This window comes from Paenibacillus ferrarius, from assembly GCF_002027705.1.
In the GTDB taxonomy this organism is placed as follows: Bacteria; Bacillota; Bacilli; order Paenibacillales; family NBRC-103111; genus Paenibacillus_E; species Paenibacillus_E ferrarius.
The window spans coordinates 52680-71778 of sequence record NZ_MBTG01000018.1 but is presented as its reverse complement, the minus strand read 5'-3'; the positions used below and the strand labels follow the sequence as shown (position 1 = coordinate 71778).

Below are 19099 nucleotides of genomic sequence, written 5' to 3'. Positions count from 1 at the left end.
CTATAAACAGGTTATTCAAACCAAAAGCATAGTAGCGAACGGTTTGAATTAAGACTATCAACTTGATTTTTTGTTGAATTTTCAACTATATTGTTGAAAATTCAACAAAAAATGTTTATACTTATCTTTGCTAACCGTAAATTATTGTCTTAGGAAAATGGGGGTACTATGCAACAAATACTTAGGAAAATTGGTCAAATCTCAAGATGTTTTGAAACAATAAGTAATATTGAATTTAAAGAGTTGGATTTGGGGAAAGGTCAATATTTATATTTAGTAAGAATAAACGAAAATCCTGGCATCATTCAAGGAGAGTTAGCTGAATTACTTAACATAGATCGTACTTCTGTTGCCAAGTCGATAAAAAAATTAGAGACAGATGGATGGATTGTAAAAAGAGAAAGCCCTATAAATAAAAAAGAACGCCAACTTTTCCCTACTGATAAAGGGAAAGAGATATATTCATTTTTAAAAAGAGAAAATGATTATTCAAGTGAAGTAGCACTGAGAGGTTTTGATGAAGAAGAAAAAATAATCTTATTATCAATGCTTGAAAGAATGAAAAAAAATATTGAGCCGGATTGGCAAGTAGTAAAACGTGGAATTAAGCGCGACTATTAAATCATACAGGGGGATTTTTGATGACTGAATTATTAATTGTTCCATACAAAAGTGATTACAAGCAAGATTTAATACGACTCTCTTACGAGTGGCTTGAAAAATACGTTAATGTTGAACCTGAAGATGAGAGAATAATAAATAATCCAGAAGAAGCTGTATTAAATGATGGAGGCTTTATTTTCTTTGCCCAATACAATAATGAAATAGTAGGAACAGTATCATTAATTAAATTAGAAAAAGAAAATACATTCGAATTGGCAAAGCTTGCAGTAACAGAAAAATATCAAGGGTTGAAAATAGGAAGAAGATTAATGGAAAAATGTATAGAGACATCTAGGCTTGAAGATGCTCAAAAAATAATACTCTTTACAAATCAGAAACTAATTGCTGCAATAGAATTGTATAAGAAATTCGGGTTTTCGTTTGTTCCAATAGGGAATAACAAATATCTAGAAGCTGATTTGAAAATGGAGTTAGAGTTAAAAAATTAAGAAACAAAAACCATTGCAAAAAATAGATGAACCCTCTCGTGAACAAGCGAGTTGCAGTCGCTAGGCGTGCAATGGCGAGTTTGGTAATGTTAAACTCAAGACGAGGCGCATGGGAAATGTCCTAGAGGTATTAATAACACTGCAGATTATAGATACGGACTTAATAGATATCTTCTTGAGTTTGATGTGAAATTGCTTTCTGATGACATCGATAGAAACATAACAGAAGACCAAAGACATGATTGGAAAAATTTAATAGCAGAAATAATAAAAAAGAATGACGAGGTTGCTCCTTTCTCTGGGCTACCGGTAACAATTTAAGTTGGTGAAAACCAGCGCACTCACACGGTCAGATGGGGAACATTCTTTATTAGTCCAGATAAGTAAGAGATACTTGCTGGTGATTTGAATCTTGGTGAGCATCAACCTCCTTTAGTTTAAACATGACTGTATTAAATATATGTTAATAAGAGTGCCTACGCCAAGTTCAAGCCTGAAATAGGGCTTAACATTGTGCCACAACGGAACAGAGATAGTCATCACCATATGCTGCGTACGTGAGTGCACACTTTGTATACAGATTTCTTAAAACCGAAAACTTACAATCTAGAGAATAAACCAAGTAAATAAGTCAATGATAATTATCTCTCGTGTCCTATGTGGTCTTCTGTCAGTAGAATGAGCCTTCTACGTATTTGTTAGAAGTATTTCAAAACTAAGTTGTAATTCATGCAATTTACCTCGAAATCCATCGAGCTTCTTAGGCCAGTAAACTTTCTTAAATGAAGATTAGATCTCTCGAGAATCGTTAGTTCAATGATAACAGCGGCAGACTAAGACCGTTTGGGAAAAGAAAGAGAAAGCAAATCCTTTTTGTGAAAAAATGTGTTTTGTTCAAACTGGTTATACTTTTTAGGAATTTTGAATGTCGACAAAACCTTTACCGAACACATCCTGCACATTTTGAACCGTCATGAAAGCTTCGTGATCCGCGGATTTTACGATGTTCTTCAGCAGGGCAACCTCCTGTTTCTTGACTATAATATAGAGAATATTCATGGAAGTCTTCGTATAATAACCATGACCGCTTAAGACCGTAACACCTCGATCCATAAGAGTGTTTACTTGTTGAGCTATTTGGTCTTGTTTTTTGGAAATAATCGTTATAGATTTCGTTGGGTTCAATCCCTCTATCACGAACTCCATCACTTTGGTAGCTACGAAAAGCATAATAATGGTGAACATCAGTCTTTCGGGGCCAATGATAAAGTAAGAGGACATTGCTACAAGAACATCGCACAACAACAACGCAAAACTGATATTCCAGTCCCAGAACTTGTTCATCAACTTCGCTATAATAACAGTGCCAGCAGTCGTACCTCCTACCCTAACTATAAGTCCGATGCCAAATCCAATCATAGCCCCTCCGAAAATGGAACTCACAATTAAATCGTTTGAAGCAATATGCCAACCCTGGGTCAGATGAAGAAACAACGAATGGAGAGAAACGGCAACGATTGTATATAATACTGTCTTTCTTGTTAACAAACGGCATCCAATTGCCAACAGTAACAGATTAATAATCAAACTTGTCCAACCTGGAGACCATTCCATCAAATAATATAAAATGATAGTAATGCCAACCACACCCCCCTCGCCCAACTCGTGAGGGATGACAAACACATTAATGCCCAACGCAAAAGCTAGTGCACCAACTGTTATCATTAACAAATCTATGAATGTTCTTTTCACTTCTATAGCCTTCTTTCTCGCTATGGTACTAAGCCATGACGCAAGCCTATCGTGTCATTTCATGCTATTGTTACATTTAAACACGGCCTTCATAACTTCTCAAGGAGTTATACTACCATGCTACCATGCTAACAATTTAACAGATTAAAGACAGACTTCATTGAAGGTAGGTTTAGACGTAGTGAGGGAGCTTGCCGCGGGGTGGCTCTGGAATGCCCTTCCTGCGGTAAAAAAGGCAAGAATGTGCAACTTATAACGCTCAAGTCCCTGCTTAAAGCGTCGGCATTAGAAACCATTGCACCTGAGAACTCTTACCTATTCTGTTCAAACTCTGCTTGCTCTATTGTTTACTTCAGCATGGATGTACCAGTGTGTTACTGTTTTGATTGGACGAGAGAGCGCCTTCTTCAAACGTCAGGCACTGACCAACAACCTGCGAACCAAATCAAAGCACACGTTCAGGCGGGACGCTGCGGATGCGAAGTAAACAACCCGCAAGGGGCATGCTGCTTAAGGAATGTGAACTCATTTGTGCGGGGTCTCAAAGAGGTATAATCACGTTCTTTCTAATGATCGAAATATGAACAAGCCATTTCAGCATTGTCTATGAGGAATTTCTTGATAAGCGTGGCTTTATCATATGATAAGGAAAGGGCAGGCCGATGATAATTCGCCTGCCCTTACTGCTGTTGAATGGCTAAATAAGATATTTGGTTTAGTGTCGGGTAACCACGAACTTTTTTAAATCCTTGCACCAGAACCTTTAATCTGCTCACTGGGGAAGCACCCTCTGTGACTTTCCTTTGGAAAGAGTTAAGGATGCCAGGGTAACGCCGCCAACGATGAATAAGGAACCAATCATTTGCTGCGAGGTAACGAGCTGGCCGAGTATTACATAGCCAACTATCATCGCGACAAACGGTTCCAGGTTCGAGAACATCGCTGCCTTCGCCGCGCCAACCTTTTGCAGTTGGCTGTTCCAAATGAGGGTAACTATTCCGTGCATTAGAATAGCGGTAATAATTAGCAAAGCCCATGCCCAAGCTTCATGACTGATGTTCCAGCCTGTCCCACCCGCCAGTACGACCGGCACCATCGTGCCGAACCCGACCAAGGTCGAATACAGCGTGGTAATAATGGGGGTCAGCCTGCGAGCCAGCAGACGCACTAATACAATGGAGATGGCAAATGTAATCATCGTGATAAAGATCCAGAGGTGGCCTATATGAAATGCCAGCTTCCCGCCATTATTAACGACGAGAAATACACCCGAGATTGCCACAAGCGAGCCAGCTAGCATCGTTACCGTTAAAGCTTCTTTTAAAAATAAGGCTGCTAAAAGGGCTGTCGTAATAGGAGTTAGCGCTAGAATAAGCGCTGAGGTGGTCGGGTCGGCCGTTTGCAAGCCTTGATAAAAGGACCACTGGTTTATAAAAACGCCAATCAGGCCGAGTAAGATAAGCAGCTTCCACTCTTGTTTGCCAACGGGAACGAAGCGGTGTCGAATCCGTGTATAACCCAGTAGAAACAAGGAGATGAACAATAAGCGAGCCATGGCTAGAAACAAGGGGGAGAACTGTTTGGCAAGCATGTTGCCAAAGACAAAGTTGCTCCCCCAAACGGTAACGCAAAAAATTAATAATAAGTAAGAACGAAGCATAGAAGTGGATTCCTCTCAATGATTTCCCAGTTGTTTCTTAATAAACTTACTGCCCCAATGCACAATGACGAGTAGGCTTGACACCATCATACTAACCCAGACGGCGTCTAAGTTCCCTAACTTGTATCGGCTTGTATATCCCGCGACTAGTCCTATCAGTGCGCAGAGAGGAATGAAATTGTCCACTTTTCCTTTGCTAAAAACGATGAACAACAGAGGGACAATGAGTGCCGCGTAAATAATGCCAAAGAAAAAGAGCAGCTCCAGAAGTGTAGGTGTGAAAAAAAAGGTAAGTACAATCGACAGAACGCCGATTGCAATCGCAAGCATGTATCCCATACGCATCTTCTGTCGTTCATTGGCGTCAGGCTTCAAGAGGGGATACACGTTGCCCGCGATGAGACTGATCATGGAATGCAGCCCAGCGCCGAAGGCTGAGGTTACGGCACCGAATGAACAGAGGACGAACAACACCAGTAAGAAAATGGTGTCAATCTTGCGGATAAGATCAAATAAGAGTGAATAAATGTTATTAAAACTGCCTGTAAATATAACGACCATAATTAACGAAGAAAAAGCTAGCGGAACGGTTGCCCAGATGAGCCCGGATAGCAGGAAGGTGGGCACGATTTTTTTGCCTTCGAGCATGTATAGACGTTGCCACGTTGCTTGGTCGACGAAAACTTGCCCGAAGCCAATGAATAGGCCTGTACACATAAAAAACAATCCTTCGTGATTGTTTAGCACGAGTAAATAAGGATGATAGAGGCGAATTCCTTGATAAACGTTTTCAACCCCTTTTGCAATGAAAAAATAAAGGGGGATGAGGATGGCTGCGGCAAACATACATATGACTTGAACGAAGGCCAAACGCTGAATCAGGACAATTCCGCCAAAGCCGACATAGACGACGCAAAACAGGAAGAAACAAAGCATTCCAATTGAAATTGGGATGCCGAACAAAATATTGACAAGCACGCCTGCGGCCATTCCCTGCGTAAATAAGCCCTCGATACTGGTGATAAGCAGGATAGCAATCATCATCCAATAACCGACCCGGTGAAGCTTAAATTGAAAAAAATCCCCAATGGTCAAGCCGTCGCCGAACTCTTTACGCACCCTTTTCCCAAGCCAGCCAAAAGCCATCAGCGCGATGGCTCCCATCAACGCATAGCCAATTCCGCCAAAGATGCCATATTTGACCAGCGCTTCGGGGGAGGCGAAGATGGTAATGCCTGTTACCCATCTGGCTAAGATTGATATTACTCCCAGACCTATGCCAATCTTGGCTGCTCCCTGCGCATATTCACGAAATGATTGGTAAAGCAAGGTTTATTTCTCCTTCTCGCGATATTCTTTAGGTGTTTGGCTTGTGCTTTTGCGAAAAATGGTGCAAAAGTAATGCTGGCTGTTAAAGCCGCTTTTCTCTGATACGGTAGAAATACTCCAATCGGGATGAGACAGGAGATACTTTTTGGAAATCTGAATGCGGTACTGCATCAAGTATTCGGAGAATGACACACCAACTTCGTCATGAAAGCGGCGGCTTAAATAGGTTGGATTAATGTGCACCTCAGCGGCAAGGTCGGCAAGCGCGAGCTTTTCTGCATATTTTTCATGAATGATGGTCAGCGCGTCATGAATAACATGGGAGTACTTGGATTGCGGCATCTTATTGCGGTATTTGCTCAGAATATCATTCAGCTCGCTTTGGATGACCGGCTTCGTCATGTAATCGACCACACCAAGACGGATGGACTGTTTGGCATAATGGAAGTTTTGGTAGGCGGTGACGATTATGATCTCAATATCTTGATTATGTTGACGCAGCTCTTCGCCAAGTTCCAGTCCTGACTTGCCTGGCAAATTGATATCAAGAAAGGCAAGATGAATCTTTACCTTTTGGCTAATGGCGGTAGCTTGGCAGCTATCGGATGCTTTGTACAAGGTCCAAAAAGGAAAAAGCGGGTGTATCAGATATTCAAGCTGTTCCAGCTCAAGAGGCTCGTCATCCACGAGTAATACATTCATTAGGTCACCTCTTATAAGTTAGGTTCTATGATGAAAGGCCATTTGATTTGCACCTTCGTACCTGTCTCCGGGATTGATTGAATCTGTAAGCTAGCCCGATCGGCAAAGTAAAGATGCAGACGGCGTCTAATGTTGTCCAAGCCATGTCCGCTCTTCGCTTCCATGGCAGATTCCTCTTGCTCCATCGTGCCATTATCGAAGACAAGAAGAATTGCCGTCTCCTGTTCAAGGGAAAAACGGATATCAAGATTCACGGCTCCAACTTTCCGTTCCAACCCGTGCTTAAACGCATTCTCAACAATGGTCTGCAAAACAAAAGGCGGGATATAGGCTTCCTGGAGTTCTTCATCGCACGTTAGAGTAACTGTAAGGCGAGTACCGAAACGCAGCTTTTGAATCTCGATGTAGTACTCCGTGTAACGAATTTCCTCACGAAGAGGAATAACGGGTTCGGTGGTTTTGTACTTAAACTTAAGGAATTGGGAGAAGACCTCAAGGGCTCTGACCAATTCTTCCGTACGTTCCAAGCGCGCCAAGGTTAGAATCACGTTCAACGAATTGAATAAAAAATGGGGCTGGATTTGCTGATTTAATTGGTTGTAAAGCGATTGCTGCAGCTCTTTTTCCAACTCTATCTTCTTCGTTTTGTTTTCCAGGAGATCAATGCGTTTCTCAAAGACAAACAAAAATAATAAAGTAATAGCCCCAATAATTGGAGCTAAAATAAACAGCAAAATGAGTAAGGTAAAACCCTCAAAGCTAAGCATGAGATCCCTTCTGCATACGGTTTTAATAGTTGTTTTCTCTACCAGTTTAAATTATTCGTCATGATAAAGCGAATGAAGTCAATAATTACCTGAAGCAACCAAGTGGCAAGCTGCTTGATGTCCTTCACCGGTAAAGCGCAGCTCAGGCTCCTTTGATCTGCACGTTTCAACGACAAACGGGCAGCGCGTATGAAAGCGGCATCCCTGAGGCGGATTGATGGGAGAGGGAACATCGCCGGTCAACAGGATGCGCTCTTTCTTTTCCTTCTGATTGGGTACAGGAATGGCGGAAAGGAGAGCTTTGGTATAAGGGTGCTGCGGGTTATCGAAAAGCGATTTTTTGTCCGCAATTTCTACGATTTTACCTAGATACATGACCATCACCCGATCGGAGATGTGGCGTACCACGCCCAGATCATGGGAGATAAATAAATAAGTCAGCTTATATTGATGCTGGAGCTTCTTCAGCAGGTTCAGCACTTGTGCTTGGATGGACACATCCAGTGCAGAAACGGCTTCATCGCAGATGATAAGCTTCGGCTCCACAGCTAATGCGCGTGCGATGCCGATACGTTGGCGCTGACCGCCGCTGAATTCATGCGGGTATCGGTCGATATGGTCGGACCGTAACCCGACATTGTCAAGCAGTTCCTGAATACGTTCTGTCCGCTTTTCCTTCGGAATGACATCTTGAATGGTGAGCGCTTCGCCGAGAATTTGGCGGACGGTTTGCCTAGGATTCAGCGAGGCAAAAGGATCCTGGAAGATGACCTGCATGTCCTTGCGCAGCTTTCTGAGCTCACGCTTATTCAGGCCAAGGACATCCTTATCCTGAAAGTGGATATCTCCTCCAGTCGGTTCATCCAGGCGCAATAAAGCTCGTCCTGTAGTTGATTTGCCGCAGCCTGATTCACCTACAATGCTAAGCGTTTCTCCCTCATGAATGTTAAAGCTGATATCGTCCACAGCTTTTACATGGTTCACGGTTCGCCCTAAGATGCCGCCTTTGATCGGAAAGTATTGTTTCAAATGGTTGATTTCAACTAAAACCTTCTTATCCTTGCCACGCTCCATAGGTATTGTCATTGGATTGAGCCCCCCGCTTTCATATGCGCATCAAGCTGTACGTTCCACTCTGGTGTATACATCCAGCAGCGAACCTGAGTGCCATTTCCGACGTCGGTTAGCTCCGGTACAGTTGTATGACAAAGTTCTCTCGCTTGCGGACAACGAGGAGCAAAACGGCATCCCGCAGGCATGTTGTATGGACTTGGAACACTTCCTTGGATCGCTTGCAGTTCTTCTTGGTCTTGGTCCGCACGAGGAAGAGAGTTAAGTAATCCTACTGTGTAGGGATGTTTCGGATTGGCGAATAACTCGCCAGCCGCGGTATATTCCACGATCTTGCCGGCATACATCACGGCTACGCGATCGCACGTTTCAGAAACGACCCCCAGATCGTGGGTGATCATAATGATACTCATGCCCATTTGCTTCTGCAGCAGCTTCATCAGATCCAGGATTTGCGCTTGAATCGTTACATCCAGAGCGGTTGTCGGCTCGTCAGCAATAAGAATCTCCGGGCTGCAAGCCATCGCCATGGCGATCATCACCCGCTGCCGCATGCCGCCGCTAAGTTCATAAGGCTCTTGTTTGGCGCGCTTCTCCGGGGAGGGAATACCGACCAGACGCAGCATGTCGACTGCTTTCTCCCAGGCTTCCTTTCTCCCGAGCTTTTGGTGATGGCGAAAAACTTCTGCGATTTGTTCCCCAACCGAGTACACGGGATTTAAAGAAGTCATGGGTTCTTGGAAAATCATTGAGATTTCGTTGCCGCGGATGGCACCCATTTCTTTATCCGTTTTTTTCAATAAGTCTTGTCCTTTGAAAAGGATTTCTCCGTTAACGATTCGCCCGGGGGGACTGGCGATCAGCCTGAGGATGGAAAGCGATGTAATACTTTTACCGCAGCCCGATTCGCCTACAAGTCCGAGCGTTTCCCCTTTATGGAGCGTAAAATCAATGCCGTCAACAGCTCTGCTTACGCCTTCATCGGTAAAGAAGTGTGTCTGAAGATTGCTTACTTCCAAAACCTTCTCTTGTTGTTTAAGCATCTAGTTCCCTCCTTTTAATCCAGCTCGATACGTTTGTTGAAGTTGCGATACAGGACGTCGACCGCAAGGTTAACCATGACGAAAATGATGGAGGCGATCAGTACGCCACCCTGTACCATAGGCAAGTCACGCATGCGAATGGCATCTACAATTAGCCGTCCAAGTCCGTTAATGGCAAAGACAGATTCTACTAAGACCGTACCGCCGAGCAATACGCCGAACTGTAGTCCCACCACGGTAATGACAGGAATCAGTGCATTCTTGAGGGCATGTTTATAAATGATAACGCGTAATTTCAAGCCTTTCGCTTTGGCTGTTCGAATATAATCTTGGCGAATGACATCCAGCATCGTGGAGCGCGTCATCCTGGCGACAATGGCAGCACCTGAAGCTCCTAATGTGATGGCCGGGAGCACAACATGTTTCCATGTTCCCCAGCCCGCGACAGGAAAGAGGTGCATTTTCACAGAGAAAAAGTAAATGAGCGAGAGCCCGAGACAGAAGCTGGGCAAGGATACACCGAGCAGAGCGATAATCATGATCGTGATATCAGATGCCGTATATTGCTTCGTAGCGGATATGATTCCGGCAAGCATCCCGAGAACAATGGTGATGAATATACTGGCCACAGCAAGCTCAATTGTGATCGGTAAGCGAATCATGATTTCGTTAAAAACAGGCAGATTGGAGCGAAGCGAGATCCCAAAATCTCCTCGAACCACGTCGATGACGTACTGGAAATATTGCATAAACAATGGCTGATCTAAGCCCAGTTGATGACGAATGCGTTCAACCGTTTCAGCGGAAGCACCTTCACCTGCGAGCAGAACGGCCGGATCGCCAGGCACAAGCTGCATAATCAAGAATACGACTAGAATGACGCCTAACAGTACCGGGATCATCTGGAGCAGCCGGCGAATGATGTATACGAACATGGATATCCCCCTTAGAGTTTTCTTTTAAGAAAACTGTCTTCGAAAGCACGAGCTTAGTGTTTCATTCTTGGATCCAATGCGTCTCTGAGCCCGTCCCCAAATACGTTAAATCCAATAACTAATGTAGAGATGGCAAGTCCCGGAAATAAGGCCAGATAAGGTACTGTGAATAAAAAGTCGCGTCCGTTGCTCAGCATAGCACCCCATTCAGGCAAAGGCGGTTGAGCGCCAAGTCCCAAGAAGGACAATCCTGCGGCAGAGAGGATAGCTGTTGCGAGCCTTAGAGTGGCTTGAACGATAATCGGGGACAGGATGTTCGGGAAAATGTGCACGAATATGATCCGCAGATCGCTGGCTCCCAAAGAGCGGATCGCGTCGATGTATTCCAACTTTTTCACCGATAAGGTCGAACCGCGGACGATCCGGGCGAACATCGGGATGGAAAATACGCCAATGGCAATCATCACGTTGATTAAACTGGGACCTAAGGCGCTTACGATGGCGAGTGCGAGCAATATGCCCGGAAAAGCAAGCAAAACGTCAATCACACGCATAATGATCGTATCCACCCATTTCCCATAATAGCCGGCAAACAACCCGAGAACGATTCCGAAGAAAGCTCCGATAAACACGGCCACAAATCCTACAGAGAGAGAAAGGCGTGTCCCGATGATCAACCGGCTTAACACGTCGCGACCCTTATCGTCCGTCCCCATCCAATGTTCAGCTGAGGGAGGCTTGAGCTTGTTCGCTAATTCAATATGATAGGGATCGTAGGGCGCCAGAAGCGGAGCAAAGATGGCGACAAGGAAGTAGAAAAGAATAACGTACCCGCCCAGCATCGCTAATTTATTTCTTCGCAGCTTTAAATAAAATGTTCTCCACTTGCCTGGACGAGCCGAGAGAACCTGTTTTGGTAGCGCTTGCTTTTGTTCAGCATAATCAACATTCATCTAGCAAACCTCCTTTGTTAAATTAAAGTTATCAGAAATAAGGACGAAGTAAATAAGCTTTGGACAACTCGTAAAGATACCTTAAATAGAAGTAAAGATTGTGAAAATAAAACACAGAATATTCTTTATAATTGAGGGAGTACAAGCAAAACACACCGAATTTTTGGAAAAGGAAGGAAGGGTGAGTAATTCGTGAGTTCATCTTATTGGTTAACCAATGTTCGTCTGGAGAACGGCTATTTGTATGATAATGGCGTGATCTCCGGGACAGAGACTGTAACCTGCCATCTGCGTATAGAGGGCGGTTTCATCAGTGAAATCGTTTCTGCTGATAAACCGCTAGAAACGGATCTTCCGAAGCAAGACGGAAAGAACCTGCTATTGCTGCCATCATTTATTGAGAAACATGTTCATTTGGATAAAACGTTGATTGGAGAAACGTGGCGCGCAGTCATTCCCGCAGCCAATATCGTGGAACGCTGCGAATTGGAGAAACGGATACTCCCTACACTGCCGATTTCGACCAAGGAGAGAGCAGAAAACTTGCTGGCTGCGCTATTAAGTGCAGGTTCGACGGAAGTGCGGACACATGTGGATATTTATCCGGACACAGGGCTGCATAACTTGGAAGCTGTGCAGATGGCGTTGGACCAGTATGAGGGGAAACTCTCTTATGAAATTGTAGCTTTCCCACAGCATGGATTGCTGCGATCCAAGTCCAAGGAGCTGGTTAGAGCAGCCCTTCGCGAAGGCGCTACGCTGATCGGCGGTGTCGATCCCGCAACGGTAGACGGAGATATCGAAGCATCTTTGCAACAAATGATGGAGCTGGCCGTTGAGGCTAATGCGGGCGTCGATTTACATCTGCATGATCCGGATTATTTGGGTACTTTTACAATGAGGCGCTTGGCAGCGCTTACGATGGAAGCGGGCTTGCAAGGAAGAGTGGCGATCAGCCACGCGTTCGCTCTAGGCGAAGTGCCAGCCGGTGAGGCGGCGGAGTTGTCCGCCATTTTAGCCGAGGCAGGCATTACGATCATTACAAGCGCGCCCCACAGCAGAACGCTGCCGCCGGTTCCGCTTTTGCATGAGAAAGGCGTGGCTGTCGCTGCGGGCTGCGATAATATCTTCGATACTTGGCAGCCTTTCGGCAACGGGGACATCCTGGAACGAGCAGGCCGTTTAGCGGAACGCTTCCGCTGGATTGACGAGTATTCCTTGTCACAATCGCTTGGTTTCATTACGGGAGGCAAGACAACGCTGGATCGAGATGGCAACCGCTCATGGCCAAAGGTTGGAGATGAAGCTAGCGTGGTGCTTGTAGATGCGAGCTCATCTGCGGAGGCTGTCGCGAGAAGAGCGGAACGCAAGGCTGTCTTCTATCGAGGGACATTGGTGGCAGGAGGACTTCAGCTATGATCGATTTATTGCTTGTTCATGGCGTCGTGATTACCATGGATCAAGAACGGCGCATCCTTGAGAACGGAGCTGTCGCGATCCACGAGGGGAGAATTCTGGAGGTTGCTGACACTGAGCAATTGCTAGAGAAATATGAGGCGAAGAAAACGATAGATTGCAGCCATCACTGTATATTGCCCGGTCTGATTGATGTCCATGGTCATGGCGGTCACTCCATGTTCAAGACGATCGCCATGGACAACATCAGTTTCTGGATGCCGATCATGACGCATACGTACAAGCACTTCGTAACGGATGAGTTTTGGTATTACGAAGGTAAGCTGAATGCGCTGGAACGCTTAAAAGCAGGGATCACGACAGGCGCCTGTGTGCTTGGGTCCATGCCTCGTTCCGATGATCCTATCTTTGCGCTAAATCATGCCAAAGCGTACTCCGAAGTTGGCATACGCGAAATTGTCTGCACGGGTCCTTGCAACCCGCCTTGGCCGCATTCGTTCAGCCGCTGGGTGGATGGGAAGCGGGTAACCAGAGAAGTGACTTACGAAGAGGTGCTGAAGGGTGCCGAGTCGGTGATTGAAGCGCTCCATCATGCGCACGACGATCATATTCGTGCTTTTATCACGCCATTTGTTATCGTAACTTCCGTAAATCCTTCAGCCCCGACTCCGCCGGACCAATTGTACGGCTTAACTGAACATGATCGTTATCAAGCGAAAAAGATTCGCGAGATCGCCCGGAAATACAAGACGCGGATTCACTCGGATGCTTTCGGAGGCATGATTCACCTGGCGATTCAAGATAAAGAAAACGCTTTGTTGGGGCCCGATGTGCATTTGCAGCATTGCCGTGGCATCTCGTTTGACGAAGCGCGAATTCTGGCTGAAACAGGCACCAATGTTAGCTCTGCCCCAGGGTTCGGACAAGTCAATGCGCGGACGCCAATAACGGAACTGATGGAGATGGGCGCAACTGTGGCGATTTCCACGGATGGTACCTCTCCGGCAGCCAGTTTTGATATGTTCCAAGCGATGCGCAAGACGCAGATGATCCATCAGGCGGCACTCAAGGATTACTACTATTTGCCGGCCGGCAAGCTGCTGGAGATGGTCACGATTGATGCGGCGCGCTGTGTAGGTTGGGATGATGAACTAGGCTCGTTGGAGGCAGGCAAGAAAGCGGATGTGATAACGGTCAACATGCGCCAGCCGCATTTGACACCTGAATATATGTATGTGCACCGGCTGGTGCATCAAGCGGTAGCGAGCGATGTAGACAACGTTATTGTGAATGGGAAAATCGTGATGGAAGACCGCAAAGTGCTCACAGTTGACGAGTTCACGGCGCTTGATGAAGCGAATGAAGAAGCGAAGCGGACGATTGAGCGCGCAGGGCTGCAGAAGTATATGGAACCGACCAAATATTTCTGGGGTCACGCTAGGGCTTATGTGGATGAGAAACGTTTTGATCCTGAGTTGCTGTAAGAGATTGCAAATTTGACAGGGAGAAAGGATGTAACCAACATGAGTATGAATTCGACTTATTGGCTAACTAACGTCTGTTTGGAGAGCGGCTATTGCTATGAAAATGGAAGAATCACAGGAACGGAAACGGAGATCTGCCATCTCCTCATTGAGGATGGGAAGATTACACAAATCGTAGCAGCAGACACGACTTTAGACAGCGATCTGCCTCAGCAAGATGCTAAGAGCCTGCTTCTGCTTCCAGCGTTCCGCGATATGCATATTCACATCGATAAAACGTATTATGGAGGGCCATGGAAAGCTTGCTCACCGCCGGTGAATATTTTTACTCGCTTAAAGGAAGAAGAGACGCTGCTTACGCAGCTGCTGCCGACAGCCAGGGAGCGGGCGGAAGCGATGCTTGGGCTGTTGCAGAAGAACGGCACGACCTATGTCCGAAGCCATTGCAACATTGATCCCTATATCGGCTTGAAAAACCTTGAAGCCACTCTGCAAGCTTTCGAAACATATTCAGGCAAGTTGTCTGGCGAAATCGTAGCCTTCCCGCAGCACGGGCTGCTGCGCAGCAACGTTGTGGAGATGGCGCGTGAGGCGCTCCGAATGGGAGCGACATCCATGGGTGGCGTAGATCCGGCCTCGGTTGATCAGAACATCGAGAAATCGCTCAATACGATTATGGAGCTGGCTGTAGAGGCTGACGCAGACGTTGACGTCCACATTCACGACCCTGGTCATTTAGGCATATTCACCTTCAAAAGGCTTGCCGCACTAACCGAGGAAGCGGGTTGGCAGGGGCGCGTAACCGTCAGCCACGCACTAGGTCTTGCTGACGTTCCGGTCGAGCTGCAAAGCGAAGTGGCCGAGTTGTTTGCTCAGCTCGGTATCGCGATCACCTCCACCGTGCCGATTAACCGAGCGACGATACCGATTCCGCTTCTGAAGCAAAAAGGCGTTTCCGTATCGCTGGGCGACGATAGCATCACAGATCACTGGTCCCCATTCGGCCAAGGTGACAGCTTGGAAAGAGTCGGCCGTCTGGCGGAGCGATTCCGCTGGAGTGACGAGCGCTCGCTTGCAGAGGCTCTCGGCTTCATTACAGGCGGCAAGCTTCCGCTTTCCGCGGAAGGCGTCCGCGTCTGGCCGGCCGTTGGCGATGAAGCAAGCGCGGTGCTTGTTCATGCGGGTTGTTCGGCGGAAGCGGTAGCGCGAAGAGCCAAGCGTCAAGCGGTGCTGTATCGCGGAAATATCGTCTCCGGTTCGTTGTAGTGAGGTAGGCATAGTTTTCTCCCATTCGGGAGGGGGCTATGCCTTTTTTTATGTTTGAGGGAGAACCCTAAAAGGAAGACGAAGTCGTTTATCCGCATTTGTTCAATGAAAGTAGTAAAGATTATATAAAATCAAGTAAAGATTGTGAAAATAAAAAATCTGAAAATTATTTATTATCTAAATATGAAGATAATTCATTCAAAAAGGGGACCTTGTATGAACCGAAAAATTGTTAGCGCTTTCTTAATTTTAACTTTAGCACTGGCTGGTTGTACTTCCGCTAAAGAAGTGAGTGACGGCAACAAAGAAACAACCCCGACAGCACAGAAGAACACCGGCACGCTAGTCGTTGCGCGATTGAGCGATGCGAACAACCTTGATCCGCATTTCAGCACACAGATCAACTCCATGGCCGTGATTCAGCATAAGATTTATGAAGGTCTCGTTCAACTGGATAAGAACAGTGAGTACAAGCCTTTACTTGCCACCGAATGGAAACAATTAAATGACCTTACATGGGAATTTAAACTCCGCAAAGGCGCGGCGTTCCATGACGGAACGCCATTCAATGCAGAAGCGGTTCGCAAAACAATTGCCCGCGTATTGGATAAGAAGGAACCTACGCCGAAAGCGAATCTTTTTTCGATGATCAAAGAAGTCAAAGTGGTGGATGAATATACGGTTCAGTTCCTTCTTGAGTACCCGTTTGCACCGCTTCTCTCTATTTTGGCAAGTGCGGAAGGCAGTATACTGAGTCCTAAGGCCATCGAACAGTATGGAAAAGAATTAACGAAACACCCTACAGGCACAGGGCCGTTCCGATTCGAATCGTGGACCCCCGGTCAAGAAATTGTCCTGGTGAAAAATGAAAGCTATTGGGGAGATCAACCAAAGTTTAATAAAGTCATTTTTAAAACAGTTCCTGAGGATACGACTCGCGTTGCCATGATTGAAACCGGAGAAGCCCAAGTTGCCGAGCAGCTGCCGGTTACCGAAATCGAACGCGTCAAATCTTCCGCAACGATGAGTCTTGGCCGATTCGATGCCTTTGCCGTGGATCATATTGGCTTCAATACGAGTAAAAAGCCGTTTGACGATGCCCGTGTACGTCAGGCCGTTGCTTATGCCATAGATAAAGAAGCGATCATTAAAGGTGTATATAACAACGTCGGCAAAGTAGCGAATTCGAGCCTTGGGCCCAAAGTGATCGGTTACAGTCCAAATATAAAAGGGTTTGCCTATGATTTGAACAAAGCGAAGCAATTGCTCGCAGAAGCCGGTTATCCGAACGGATTAAAGGCTACCGTATATTTGAACGATAATAAAGCCCGTATTAATGTGGCGGAAGTTCTTCAATCGCAGTTAAAAGGGATTGGAATCGATCTCCAAGTGAAAGTCATGGAGTTTGGGGCGTACATCGATGCAGCTTCCAAAGCGCAGACGGAAATGTTCATTAGTGGTTGGGGGAATGCGACAGGCGACGCGGATTACAATCAGTACAACCTGTTCCACAGCAGTTCTCATGGTGTTCCCGGAAATCACTCTTTTTATGCCAACAAAGAAGTAGATCAGCTAATCGAAAGTGGACGTAAAGAAGCGGACCCCGAAAAACGCAAACAAATCTATGAAAAAGCGCAGGCTATCGAAATCAATGATGTAGCGTTGCTGCCTTATCGCAGCTCGGAGAATTTGGCTGCCATCGCCAAAAATGTGCAAGGTGTATGGATTAGCCCTTCAGGGTACATTGAAATTAATGATGTGACCATGAAATAATGGATGGTTAGCATAACGAAAGTAGTAAAGATATTGTAAATAAACGTAAAGAATGTGCAAGGCACTTTGGCTAATATTCTCTATAATGCTTATAAGAAATAAACAGCCTTATCAACATGATCGAAACAGGAGGGTTTACTATGAAAAGAAATCTTATTCTTGGCGGTTTTCTCGCAATGTCTCTTGTCGGTATGACAGTGTTAGCCGGATGCTCCTCTTCACCAAATTCGACAGCCGATAACGGGAAAGCTTCGGAATCTTCGAAAGCAGGCGGTACATTGACCATCGCAAGGAAGGCAGATGCGAATAACCTGGATCCCCAGTTTATAACCAACATTCCTTCAGCCAATTATATCTTTGGCAAGGTTTATGAAGGTCTGCTCATGACGGATAAGAACATGGAGTACAAGCCTGCTCTAGCGACAGAGTGGAAACAGGTAGATGACTTAACTTGGGAGTTCAAGCTGCGCAAAGGCGTGACTTTCCACGATGGAACGCCGTTCACGGCCGAAGCCGTCAAGAAGACCATGGAGCGTGCTCTGGATCCAAAAGTAAATTCGCCAAGAGCAAGCAATTTCTCCATGGTAAAAGAAGTGAAGGCTGTTGATGACTATACGGTACAATTCATTCTGTCCTATCCGTATGCCCCTATTCTGTCCATTCTTGCCAGCAATGAAGGCAGTATCCTTAGCCCGAAAGCTATTGCGGAACAGGCTGACAAGCTGTCGAAAAATCCAATTGGAACTGGTCCATTCAAATTCCAGTCCTGGACGCCAGGGCAAGAGATGATTCTTGTCAAAAATGATAGCTACTGGGGAGAGATTCCGAAAGTAGATAAAGTTGTTTACAAAGTAGTACCAGAGGATACTACGCGGGTTGCCATGGTGGAATCGGGAGAAGTTCAGATTAGCGATCAGCTGCCAGTAACGGAATTAGACCGCGTGAAGAATTCAACGTCCATGACACTGGCTCGCACCGAAGGGCTTGGGGTAGAATACATTGGGTTTAATGTGAAGAAAAAACCGTTTGATGATGTGCGCGTTCGTCAGGCATTCTCTTATGCCATTGAAAAGGACTCCATTATCAAAGGTGTCTATAACGGCGTGGGCAGCAAAGCCATATCGGCTCTTTCCCCTAAGATGATAGGCTTTAATCCTAAATTGGGCGAGTATGATTACAACATCAATAAGGCGAAGGAACTGCTTGCCGAGGCTGGCTTTCCAAATGGATTCAAAACATCCATTGTGACAGATGACAGAAAAGAACGCATCAATCTGGCGGAAGTCATTCAATCTCAGTTGAAAGGGATTGGCATCGACCTCGAAATTAAAGTGATGGAGTACGGCGCGTATCTGGATGTAACTGGAAAAGGCGAGCACAGCATGTTTATCGGCGGTTGGGGGAACGCGACCGGCGATGCGGATTATAATCAGTATAATGTGTTTCACAGCTCCTCCCACGGAAGCAAAGGCAATCTTGCTTTCTATACCAATCCGGAAGTGGATAAGCTAATTGAAGAAGGCCGTCGTGAAAAAGATGTGGAAAAACGTAAAGCGATTTACGCTAAAGCGCAAGAAATCGAGATGAAAGATAGTCCGCTGATTCCGATCCGCACGATTGATCACGTTGCAGCAACAGCTAAAAATGTAAAAGGATTTGCGCTAAATCCGGTAGGATATCTGATGCTAAACGATGTTACCGTAAAGTAAAAGCATTTTTATCAATAAAATTGTCGTTATCTTGGCTTTAAAGCTGAAGATGCGGCAATTTTTTGCTTTTTTGAAATATCGTTTGGCAGCGGGAGCAGCTTGATTTTCAAAGGAATTTGTTAGTTTT

17 protein-coding genes are annotated in these 19099 nt (G+C 45.7%); 8 read left to right on the top strand and 9 right to left on the bottom strand.

What is annotated here, in order from left to right:
- The first annotated feature begins 168 nt into the window (after positions 1 to 168).
- Both BC351_RS20100 and BC351_RS20095 read left to right on the top strand, forming a co-directional pair.
- Positions 169 to 621 (top strand): MarR family winged helix-turn-helix transcriptional regulator, encoded by a 453-nt coding sequence (locus BC351_RS20100; protein ID WP_079414519.1) that lies wholly within the window; start codon positions 169 to 171, stop codon positions 619 to 621.
- A 20-nt stretch (positions 622 to 641) separates the two neighbouring features.
- On the top strand, positions 642 to 1112 hold the full coding sequence (locus BC351_RS20095) for a GNAT family N-acetyltransferase (protein WP_079414518.1): 471 nt from the start codon (positions 642 to 644) through the stop codon (positions 1110 to 1112).
- Between the two features lie 912 nt (positions 1113 to 2024).
- Here the strand turns inward: BC351_RS20095 and BC351_RS20090 are convergent.
- The gene (locus BC351_RS20090) at positions 2025 to 2864 is read right to left on the bottom strand and encodes a YitT family protein (protein WP_079414517.1); all 840 of its coding nucleotides are present in this window, start codon (positions 2862 to 2864) and stop codon (positions 2025 to 2027) included.
- A gap of 159 nt (positions 2865 to 3023) precedes the next feature.
- Here BC351_RS20090 and BC351_RS20085 point away from each other — a divergent pair, with 159 nt between their 5' ends.
- Positions 3024 to 3419, top strand: coding sequence for a copper chaperone Copz family protein (locus tag BC351_RS20085; protein WP_079414516.1), 396 nt, complete (start codon positions 3024 to 3026; stop codon positions 3417 to 3419).
- 217 nt (positions 3420 to 3636) lie between these two features.
- Here BC351_RS20085 and BC351_RS20080 read toward each other — a convergent pair whose 3' ends face one another.
- The 8 genes from BC351_RS20080 to nikC form a co-directional block, all read right to left on the bottom strand.
- Complete coding sequence (locus tag BC351_RS20080; protein WP_079414515.1) at positions 3637 to 4524, bottom strand: DMT family transporter; 888 nt, start codon at positions 4522 to 4524, stop codon at positions 3637 to 3639.
- Positions 4525 to 4539: 15 nt separating this feature from the next.
- Positions 4540 to 5853 (bottom strand): sodium:solute symporter family transporter, encoded by a 1314-nt coding sequence (locus BC351_RS20075; protein WP_079414514.1) that lies wholly within the window; start codon positions 5851 to 5853, stop codon positions 4540 to 4542.
- A 3-nt stretch (positions 5854 to 5856) separates the two neighbouring features.
- Positions 5857 to 6555, bottom strand: a complete 699-nt coding sequence (locus tag BC351_RS20070; protein WP_079414513.1) for a response regulator transcription factor — start codon at positions 6553 to 6555, stop codon at positions 5857 to 5859.
- Positions 6556 to 6566: 11 nt separating this feature from the next.
- Positions 6567 to 7322: a sensor histidine kinase gene (locus BC351_RS20065; RefSeq protein WP_079414512.1), complete on the bottom strand. Its 756-nt coding sequence runs from the start codon at positions 7320 to 7322 to the stop codon at positions 6567 to 6569.
- A 78-nt stretch (positions 7323 to 7400) separates the two neighbouring features.
- Positions 7401 to 8408, bottom strand: coding sequence for an ABC transporter ATP-binding protein (locus tag BC351_RS20060; RefSeq protein WP_244209103.1), 1008 nt, complete (start codon positions 8406 to 8408; stop codon positions 7401 to 7403).
- The gene (locus tag BC351_RS20055) at positions 8405 to 9436 is read right to left on the bottom strand and encodes an ABC transporter ATP-binding protein (protein ID WP_079414511.1); all 1032 of its coding nucleotides are present in this window, start codon (positions 9434 to 9436) and stop codon (positions 8405 to 8407) included. The genes BC351_RS20060 and BC351_RS20055 overlap by 4 nt, the downstream gene beginning before the upstream one ends.
- Before the next feature lie 14 nt (positions 9437 to 9450).
- Entirely contained in the window at positions 9451 to 10371 is a 921-nt protein-coding gene (locus BC351_RS20050; RefSeq protein ID WP_079414510.1) for an ABC transporter permease, read from the bottom strand.
- A gap of 53 nt (positions 10372 to 10424) precedes the next feature.
- A complete protein-coding gene (gene nikC / locus BC351_RS20045; protein ID WP_079414509.1) occupies positions 10425 to 11324 on the bottom strand; it encodes a nickel transporter permease in 900 nt (299 codons plus the stop codon).
- A 192-nt stretch (positions 11325 to 11516) separates the two neighbouring features.
- Between nikC and BC351_RS20040 the strand changes: the two genes are divergently transcribed.
- The 5 genes from BC351_RS20040 (at position 11517) to BC351_RS20020 (ending at position 18972) form a co-directional block, all read left to right on the top strand.
- Positions 11517 to 12743 (top strand): amidohydrolase, encoded by a 1227-nt coding sequence (locus BC351_RS20040; protein WP_079414508.1) that lies wholly within the window; start codon positions 11517 to 11519, stop codon positions 12741 to 12743.
- Positions 12740 to 14224: an amidohydrolase family protein gene (locus BC351_RS20035; RefSeq protein WP_079414507.1), complete on the top strand. Its 1485-nt coding sequence runs from the start codon at positions 12740 to 12742 to the stop codon at positions 14222 to 14224. Before BC351_RS20040 ends, BC351_RS20035 begins: the two co-directional genes overlap by 4 nt.
- 39 nt (positions 14225 to 14263) lie before the next feature.
- Positions 14264 to 15490, top strand: coding sequence for an amidohydrolase family protein (locus BC351_RS20030; protein ID WP_208629795.1), 1227 nt, complete (start codon positions 14264 to 14266; stop codon positions 15488 to 15490).
- A 216-nt stretch (positions 15491 to 15706) separates the two neighbouring features.
- The gene (locus tag BC351_RS20025; protein ID WP_144028467.1) at positions 15707 to 17263 is read left to right on the top strand and encodes a glutathione ABC transporter substrate-binding protein; all 1557 of its coding nucleotides are present in this window, start codon (positions 15707 to 15709) and stop codon (positions 17261 to 17263) included.
- A gap of 140 nt (positions 17264 to 17403) precedes the next feature.
- Positions 17404 to 18972, top strand: a complete 1569-nt coding sequence (locus tag BC351_RS20020; protein WP_079414506.1) for a glutathione ABC transporter substrate-binding protein — start codon at positions 17404 to 17406, stop codon at positions 18970 to 18972.
- The last annotated feature ends 127 nt before the right edge of the window (positions 18973 to 19099 follow it).

Coding starts and splice junctions, on each gene's coding strand:
- nikC (WP_079414509.1), bottom strand. CDS start 11,324: ATGAATGTTGATTATGCTGAACAAAAGCAAGCGCTACCAAAACAGGTT.
- BC351_RS20030 (WP_208629795.1), top strand. CDS start 14,264: ATGAGTATGAATTCGACTTATTGGCTAACTAACGTCTGTTTGGAGAGC.
- BC351_RS20020 (WP_079414506.1), top strand. CDS start 17,404: ATGAAAAGAAATCTTATTCTTGGCGGTTTTCTCGCAATGTCTCTTGTC.
- BC351_RS20025 (WP_144028467.1), top strand. CDS start 15,707: ATGAACCGAAAAATTGTTAGCGCTTTCTTAATTTTAACTTTAGCACTG.
- BC351_RS20080 (WP_079414515.1), bottom strand. CDS start 4,524: ATGCTTCGTTCTTACTTATTATTAATTTTTTGCGTTACCGTTTGGGGG.
- BC351_RS20070 (WP_079414513.1), bottom strand. CDS start 6,555: ATGAATGTATTACTCGTGGATGACGAGCCTCTTGAGCTGGAACAGCTT.
- BC351_RS20100 (WP_079414519.1), top strand. CDS start 169: ATGCAACAAATACTTAGGAAAATTGGTCAAATCTCAAGATGTTTTGAA.
- BC351_RS20065 (WP_079414512.1), bottom strand. CDS start 7,322: ATGCTTAGCTTTGAGGGTTTTACCTTACTCATTTTGCTGTTTATTTTA.
- BC351_RS20055 (WP_079414511.1), bottom strand. CDS start 9,436: ATGCTTAAACAACAAGAGAAGGTTTTGGAAGTAAGCAATCTTCAGACA.
- BC351_RS20050 (WP_079414510.1), bottom strand. CDS start 10,371: ATGTTCGTATACATCATTCGCCGGCTGCTCCAGATGATCCCGGTACTG.
- BC351_RS20035 (WP_079414507.1), top strand. CDS start 12,740: ATGATCGATTTATTGCTTGTTCATGGCGTCGTGATTACCATGGATCAA.
- BC351_RS20060 (WP_244209103.1), bottom strand. CDS start 8,408: ATGACAATACCTATGGAGCGTGGCAAGGATAAGAAGGTTTTAGTTGAA.
- BC351_RS20095 (WP_079414518.1), top strand. CDS start 642: ATGACTGAATTATTAATTGTTCCATACAAAAGTGATTACAAGCAAGAT.